This window comes from Homoserinimonas sp. (assembly GCF_056262345.1).
This window is the reverse complement of record NZ_JBACFR010000108.1, coordinates 1-7134: the sequence shown is the minus strand read 5'-3', so window position 1 is coordinate 7134 and position 7134 is coordinate 1. Positions and strand designations below refer to the sequence as shown.

The window sequence follows — 7134 nt, the reverse complement described above, 5'->3', positions numbered from 1 at the left end:
CTTCTCATCTTCGGCCGGGAGGGACCGCCCAGATGCTCGGCAACTGGGAATACACGCAGACCTCCGATGCCTTCGACCGCATCGCCGAATGGCTCGAGGCAACCGGTCTCGACGCGTGGGTTATCGAGCGCGAGGTTCAGTCGGTCGAGCAGTACGCAGAGACCTGGATTCGGGATGGCGGCACCCGCTCTGGCACGCCGGAGTTCGATGAGCTCTACCGGGCATGACTCGATGACTTTGAGGAGCGCGGCGTCACGCGCGTTGGCTTTGGCTACATCGCTCTTCGCAAGCCGGTCTCGGGGAGCCCGTCGCTTCTCCGCCTCGAGCGCCTCGATGGGCCTCTCGGCTCAAGTGCCCTCGGAACCACGATCGCCGCGTCCTTCGCTGCCAACGATTGGCTTGTCGCTGTCGGCGACGCAATTGCGGATGCTCGTCTCACCGTCTCTGGCGATGTCACAGAAGAGCGGCACTACTGGCCCGGTGCCGAGGACCCCACCGTCATGACGCTGCGCCAGGGCGGGGGATTCGCGCGGAGCTACCCGCTCGACACCGCCGTGGCAGCCGTGATCGGTGCGTGTGATGGCGAACTCAGCATCCGCGCCATCGTCGACGCGATCGCTCAGTTGCTCGAGGTCGATGGGGTGGCGCTCCTAGTCGAAACGCTGCCGAGCATCAGAGAGCTCGTATTTGCAGGGGTTCTGCTGCCACCACAAGGCTGATCGGCTTCGGGGGCTGCTAATTCAGCCCTCAAGCACGTGCGGAGGGTCGACGATGTCGTCGTAGTCGCGGTGCTTGATTACATAGGCAGCAGCCATGGGGCACAGGGTGACGACCCGCTTGTCCTGAGCGCGGATGTCGTCGAGTGCCGCCACGATCAGGGTCGTGCCATAGCCGTGGCCGGTGTGGGCGTCATCAACCTTGGTGTGCAAGATCACGCGTCGGTCGCCGTGGTCTCGGTAGTTGATATGCCCGATCTCTTCACCGTCGAGACGAAGAACGTAGTGGTGGATCTCGGGGGCATTTTCTACTGTCGGCTCGCTCATGACTCCATCATCACCTGTCTATATGGGCGATCGGTGCACATCGGGGTGTCGCGGCCGCGATTCGCTGCGTGCGATCCGTTCGAAACTATGTTCGAATAGTCTCATGCGATGGAGTGGGCAAGAGATCAATAGCGAACAAGCCGACGTGCTTCCGGGCCTCGCGCGCCTCAATAACCTGGTGCGCACGGTGCGAACTCCCGAGTTTGAGGGCATCACGTTTCATGAGGTGCTGGCCAAATCGGCGCTCAACCGCGTGCCGGGTCAAAGCCACATGCCGTTCGGCTGGACCATCAACCCCATGCGCGGCTGCCTCCACCAGTGCACGTACTGTTTTGCCCGCCCCACCCACACGTATCTCGATCTCGACGCCGGCAAAGACTTTGACACCCAGATCATTGTCAAAGTGAATGTGGCCGAGGTGCTTTCTCAGGAGTTGGCGCGGCCGAGTTGGGGTCATCATCCGGTTGCCCTCGGCACCAACACCGACCCGTACCAGCGGGCGGAGGGGCGCTATCGGCTCATGCCCGGCATCATCTCGGCCCTGGCATCCACCGGCACGCCTCTCTCGATTCTCACCAAGGGCACGCTGCTCAGGCGGGATCTGCCGTTGCTGGTCGAGGCGAGCGATCACGTCCCCGTCGATCTGGCAATGTCGATAGCGATCTACGACGACGAACTCCAGCAGTCGGTTGAGCCGGGGACGCCGACGGCTAAGGCCCGACTCGCCACCGTGACGGCTGCCCGCGAGGCGGGTCTCGAGTGCACGGTCTTTCTCATGCCGATCCTGCCGTTTCTCACGGACACGCGCGCCCACCTTGATCTCGCGCTCGCTCAGATTAAAGAGTCGGGAGCGACCTCCGTGGTCTACTCGGCGCTTCATCTGCGGCCAGGGGTTCGCGAATGGTATTTCGCCTGGTTAGAGCGGGAGTACCCCCATCTGATCGGTCGCTATCGCAGCCTTTTCGCTAAGGGGGCTTACGCGCCCAAGGAGTACCGATCCTGGCTGGCGGCCAAGGTCAAGCCCCTGATTCGTGCGCACGGACTCGAGCGCGGCAGAGAAGACCCCGCAACGGGCGGGGTGCACTCCACCGCTCTGGGACGCGCCCGGATTGCGGCCGGCACGCCACAGGGCATCGGCAGCGAGGGGTCGCTCATCGCGGAGGAGATGCCGCCGGCCATGGCCGCCCGCATGCGCGAGATGCAACCGACGCTGTTCTAGGGCCGACCGCTCCGCGGGGGAACTCGGCGATTGTTGGCGCGGCCGTGGCTGATCTTGCGGGAGGGGGCCAGCGGATAACCTCAAAGGGTGAACGACGATAACTTCGGACCCGATCGATACAGCGCCGACGTACTCGCGGACTTCTCTCGTCGGCGAGGCCCTGCTCCTGTCCCGAGCGTCGCCGCAGACAACGATGTGGTCATCGAGTGGGCAGATACCGGATACTGCGGAGCCGTCGTCGGCATCGATGGTCGCCATGTGCAGCTCGAGGATTATGCAGGAAAGGTGCGCCTATTCCCTCTGGGACCGGGATTTCTTCTCGAGGGTAAACCTGTTGTGCTCACGGCCCCCGAGAAGACCGCTGCTGCGGGCACACTGCGCTCCGCATCGGGCTCTTTTGCCGTCACTGACCACAAGGCGAGGGTGGCGAGGGGTAGCCGCATCTTCGTTGAGGGCCGCCATGATGCAGAACTCGTTGAGAAGGTATGGGGTCACGACCTTCGCATCGAAGGTGTCGCGGTGGAATATCTCGAAGGCGTCGACGATCTCGACGCGATCGTGCGCGACTTCGCCCCCACCCGAGAGCGTCGACTCGGTGTTCTTGTCGACCACTTGGTTGCGGGTTCGAAGGAGAGTCGCATTGCCGACGCCGTGGCGCGGGGTCCGTACGGTGCGAATGTTCTCGTCGTGGGGCATCCCTACGTGGATATCTGGCAGTCAGTGAAGCCGGCCAGGGTCGGCCTGGAACGGTGGCCTGTTATCCCTCGCAGCATCGAGTGGAAGAAGGGCATCTGCGATGCCCTGGGCTGGCCTCACGAAGAACAAGCCGATATTGCCATGGCATGGAAGCGCATCCTGGGAACCGTTCGAAACTATGCGGACCTTGAGCCGGTGTTGTTGGGGCGAGTCGAGCAACTCATCGACTTTGTCACCGAGGAATAGCCCATCCGCGCGCCTCTGTGTCTGCGAGAGCTCCCGGGGGCGCTAAAGTCGAAGCATGAACGTCGTCGCCTTCGTGTTTTCTTTCGTGATCTTCCTCGGTGGACTCGCGCTGATGGGTTACGCCTCAGCAGTGTCCGGCTTTGAGCTCATCATGTTCCTGGGCGGCATTATTGCGGTGGCCATCGCCGTGGCAATCCCCGTCCACGTGCTCAAGCGCGTCGACCGCTAACGCTCGACCGCTAAAGCTCGACCGCTAAAGCTCGACCACTACGAGCAGAGCGCTTGCGTCGATGTCCGTTAACGAACGTCGTCGTCGACCCAGTCGAGCGTGCGCTTCACCGCTTTGTTCCAATTGCGGTTGAGCCTGTCCCGCTCCTCTGACGCCATGGTGGGCTCCCATCGGCGGCCCTCCTGCCATTTGGATCGCAGCTCATCGAGGTCGCTCCAAAAGCCCGTCGCGAGACCGGCCGCATACGCTGCCCCCAGTGCCGTCGTCTCCCCGATACTCGGTCGCACCACCGGTATGCCCAGGATGTCGGCCTGAAACTGCAGCAACGTTGAGTTCTCCGTCGCACCACCGTCGACCTTGAGTTCTGTGAGCGTGGCCTCGGTATCTGCCGTTGCGGCATCCAGAACTTCGCGTGTTTGGTACGCGATCGATTCCAGCGCAGCCCTCGCAATGTGGCCCTTGTTCACAAATCGGGTTAGGCCCACGAGTGCGCCGCGAGCATCCGGCCGCCAGTGGGGTGCGAAGAGTCCCGAGAACGCGGGAACGAAGTAAGCACCGCCATTGTCGTCGACCGAGAGGGCGAGAGATTCAACCTCGGGCGCCGAACCGATGATGCCGAGGTTGTCGCGCAGCCATTGAACGAGAGAGCCTGTAACGGCAATCGACCCCTCAAGCGCGTAGTGGGTCTCGGCGTCGCCGAGCTTGTAGGCGATGGTCGTGAGCAGCCCGTGCGTGCTGCGCACCGGCTCGGTTCCCGTGTTGACGATGAGAAAGTTGCCTGTGCCGTAGGTGTTCTTGGCTTCTCCTGCGGAGAACGCAGCCTGACCGAATGTTGCCGCCTGCTGGTCTCCGAGGATGCCGGCGATGGGCGTCTCGCGAAGCAGGCTTGACGACGACGCGTGGCCATAGATCTCCGCTGAGGAGCGCACCTCAGGCAGCATCGAGCGGGGGATGTCGAACGCTTCGAGGATGTCGTCTCGCCACTGCAGGGTGTGCAGGTCGAGTAGCAGGGTGCGGCTCGCGTTCGTCACGTCCGTGGCGTGCACCCCGCCGCGCCTGCCGCCCGTGAGGTTCCAGAGCACCCAGGTATCCGGGGTGCCAAAGAGAAGATCCCCGTTCTCGGCCCGCTCCCGCGCTCCCTCGACGTTTTCGAGAATCCAGGCGATCTTTGTGGCCGAGAAGTAGGTGCTCAGGGGGAGCCCCGTGGCCTCGATGAAACGGTCGAGGCCACCATCCTCAGCGAGCCGATCGATGATCGACTGCGTGCGGGTGTCTTGCCACACGATCGCGTTGTAAACAGGCTTGCCGGTGTTCTTGTCCCACACGATGGCCGTCTCGCGCTGGTTGGTGATGCCGACTGCGCAGATGTCGTGGCGGGTCAGGTCGGCCTTGGCAAGGGCGAGCCCGATGACCTCGCGCACATTGCCCCAAATCTCCATGGGGTCGTGCTCGACCCATCCAGCGCGGGGAAGGATCTGCCGGTGCTCGCGCTGCCCTACGCTCACGACATCGCCGCTGTGATCGAAGATCATCGCACGGGAGCTTGTGGTCCCCTGGTCGATGGCAAGAATGTAACGCGCTTCGGGCTTCTGGGCTTCGCTGCTCATTTCAGCAGGTTATCGCGCACCACCCGCCGCAGTGTCTTGCCGATCAGGGACTTGGGCAGTTCGTCGGCCGAGACGACGCGGCGGGGAACCTTGTAGGGGGTCAGCAGTGTGCGGCCATGGTCGCGCACGGACTCAGCATCAAAAACAGCACCGGCGCGCAGCACGACAACGGCGACGACATCCTCGCCGCTGTGATCGCTCGGCAGGCCGACAACGGCGGCGTCGACGACATCGGGGTGGCTCTTGAGTGCGTCCTCGACCTCGCTGGGCGACACATTGAAGCCGCCGGTGATGATCAGTTCCTTGATGCGGTCCACGATGCGCACAAATCCGTCGGAGTCCAGCGCCACAATATCGCCCGTGCGAAACCAGGGTGCTCCGCCGTTGGGGTCTGCGACGAACACGGCCGCGGTCTCTTCTGGTTTCTTCCAGTAGCCACTCATCACCTGCGGGCCGCGAACGATCAGCTCGCCCGCCTCGCCACTGGCTCTGTCGATCGTGGGCTGTTCGGGGTCGACGACACGCACCTCAGTGTTGGGCAGCGGCAGGCCTACCGTGCCCGCCTTGCGGTTGCCATGCACGGGGTTGGCCATCAACACCGGGGCCGTCTCTGACAGGCCGTAGCCTTCCACGAGGTAGCCTCCCGTCGCGGCCTCCCACGGCTCAACGAGAGCTGTCGTGAGGGGCATGGCTCCGGAAATTGCGATGTGGATGCCGTCGAGCGATGCGCCGGTCTCATCCGCCGCGGCCCGCAGTCGTTCGTAGATCGGGGGCACCGCCGGCAGAAAGGTCGGCGGATGCTTGCGGATGACCTTGAGCACGAGCGCCGGGTCGAACTTGGGGAACAGAACCAGGCGTGCGCCGATGCTCATGGCAAACGTGAGACACAACGTGAGGCCGTAGGCGTGGAACATGGGCAGAACCGCGTAGACCACGGCCGTTCCTCGGGGAATTGTGGGGGTCCAGGCCCGCGCCTGGGCGGCGTTCGCGCTGAGGTTGAGGTGGGTGAGGGTTGCCCCCTTCGGTCGCCCTGTTGTGCCGCTTGTGTACTGAATGACGGCGACGTCATTGACAGACGGCTTGGGGACATCCGCAGAGATGGGGTCGGACTTCACGAGCGTCTGCCACGCAACAGTGCCCGAGACGGATGTGGTGAGGCCAGACCTGGTCTCCCGAACGCTCGGAATGGGCATGCGCAGGGCAACCCTGGTGAGTGGCGGCATGGCGCGAGTGATGTCGACTGACACGATCGCGTCGACCGCAAGATCGGAGGGAAAGTTCTGAATGTTTGCGACGACTTTGTCCCACGCGATAACCACTTTGGCCCGGTGGTCTTCGAACTGATGGCGCAGCTCTGGTGCGGTGTACAGCGGGTTGTGCTCAACCACGATGGCGCCAAGCCGCAGCACCGCGTAGAACGCGACAATGTGCTGAGGGCAGTTCGGCAGCACGAGAGCGACGGGGTCGCCCGCCTTCACTCCGAGGGCACGGAGCCCCTCGGCCGCACGGTTGATTTGCTCGCCGAGCTGGGCATACGTCGTGGTCGCCGTAAAGAACTCGAGGGCGACGAGGTCGGGGAACTCCTGCACAGAACTCTCGACAATGTCGAGGAGGCTACCGGTGGGGAGGGGGATTTCGTGGGGCACGTCCGGGGCATAGCTGGCGAGCCAGGGACGGGCGGTTTCGTACTGTGCGGGCTGCGGGTTCACCTGACAACTCTAAGTCAGTGTGAGGCGGCGGTCGCCGTGAGTGGGGTTACCCCTCGCGCCGGAGCAGGGCGAGCCTGCTCGCGGTGCGGGCAACATCGATGGGCAGACCGTCTAGCCCGAGCCCCATTTCTTCACGATCGGCAGCCGCTCCGCGGACGGTCGGTTTCGGCCCCCCTTCGAGCACCTGCTCGGGGGTGAGGTCGCTGACGAACGTCGTGCGGATGCCGCGGTCGTTGAGCACATCGACCAGATTGAGAAAGCGCTGCCGCGCCTGCGGGCTGCACGTCGTGAGTCGCGGAATTGCCTCGATAACCCAGTTGTTCCACTTCTCTGCCCACGAGAGGTAGTCCCCGGCCGAGGTTGGGGCCTCACAGAGATCCGCGAA

General features: G+C 63.7%; 8 protein-coding genes and 1 pseudogene. 5 read left to right on the top strand and 4 right to left on the bottom strand.

What is annotated here, in order from left to right:
- Together AC062T_RS05605 and AC062T_RS05600 are read left to right on the top strand one after the other, a co-directional pair.
- Positions 1 to 227 (top strand): annotated as a pseudogene (locus AC062T_RS05605) (DUF7059 domain-containing protein); the annotation flags it as partial.
- 48 nt (positions 228 to 275) lie between these two features.
- Positions 276 to 719 (top strand): DUF7782 domain-containing protein, encoded by a 444-nt coding sequence (locus AC062T_RS05600; protein ID WP_476028179.1) that lies wholly within the window; start codon positions 276 to 278, stop codon positions 717 to 719.
- 21 nt (positions 720 to 740) lie between these two features.
- Here the strand turns inward: AC062T_RS05600 and AC062T_RS05595 are convergent, their stop codons facing one another.
- Positions 741 to 1043 carry a GNAT family N-acetyltransferase gene (locus tag AC062T_RS05595; RefSeq protein ID WP_476028177.1) on the bottom strand — a complete coding sequence of 101 codons (303 nt, stop codon included), beginning with the start codon at positions 1041 to 1043 and terminating at the stop codon, positions 741 to 743.
- 103 nt (positions 1044 to 1146) lie between these two features.
- Here AC062T_RS05595 and AC062T_RS05590 point away from each other — a divergent pair, with 103 nt between their 5' ends.
- The 3 genes from AC062T_RS05590 (at position 1147) to AC062T_RS05580 (ending at position 3433) form a co-directional block, all read left to right on the top strand.
- A complete protein-coding gene (locus AC062T_RS05590; protein ID WP_476028175.1) occupies positions 1147 to 2262 on the top strand; it encodes an Rv2578c family radical SAM protein in 1116 nt (371 codons plus the stop codon).
- 87 nt (positions 2263 to 2349) lie between these two features.
- Positions 2350 to 3204 (top strand): DUF3097 domain-containing protein, encoded by an 855-nt coding sequence (locus AC062T_RS05585; protein ID WP_476028173.1) that lies wholly within the window; start codon positions 2350 to 2352, stop codon positions 3202 to 3204.
- 55 nt (positions 3205 to 3259) lie between these two features.
- The gene (locus AC062T_RS05580) at positions 3260 to 3433 is read left to right on the top strand and encodes a hypothetical protein (RefSeq protein WP_199220404.1); all 174 of its coding nucleotides are present in this window, start codon (positions 3260 to 3262) and stop codon (positions 3431 to 3433) included.
- Between the two features lie 68 nt (positions 3434 to 3501).
- On the opposite strand, the gene glpK is transcribed toward AC062T_RS05580, so the two are convergent.
- The 3 genes from glpK to zapE form a co-directional block, all read right to left on the bottom strand.
- Entirely contained in the window at positions 3502 to 5040 is a 1539-nt protein-coding gene (gene glpK / locus AC062T_RS05575) for a glycerol kinase GlpK (protein WP_476028171.1), read from the bottom strand.
- Positions 5037 to 6749 (bottom strand): long-chain-fatty-acid--CoA ligase, encoded by a 1713-nt coding sequence (locus tag AC062T_RS05570; RefSeq protein WP_476028170.1) that lies wholly within the window; start codon positions 6747 to 6749, stop codon positions 5037 to 5039. Before AC062T_RS05570 ends, glpK begins: the two co-directional genes overlap by 4 nt.
- A gap of 46 nt (positions 6750 to 6795) precedes the next feature.
- On the bottom strand, positions 6796 to 7134 hold a 339-nt coding region (zapE, locus tag AC062T_RS05565), incomplete at its 5' end, for an AFG1/ZapE family ATPase (RefSeq protein ID WP_476028169.1).

Excerpts from the sequence above, each read along its gene's own strand:
- AC062T_RS05595 (WP_476028177.1), bottom strand. The coding sequence starts at position 1,043 with ATGAGCGAGCCGACAGTAGAAAATGCCCCCGAGATCCACCACTACGTT.
- AC062T_RS05590 (WP_476028175.1), top strand. The coding sequence starts at position 1,147 with ATGCGATGGAGTGGGCAAGAGATCAATAGCGAACAAGCCGACGTGCTT.
- AC062T_RS05580 (WP_199220404.1), top strand. The coding sequence starts at position 3,260 with ATGAACGTCGTCGCCTTCGTGTTTTCTTTCGTGATCTTCCTCGGTGGA.
- glpK (WP_476028171.1), bottom strand. The coding sequence starts at position 5,040 with ATGAGCAGCGAAGCCCAGAAGCCCGAAGCGCGTTACATTCTTGCCATC.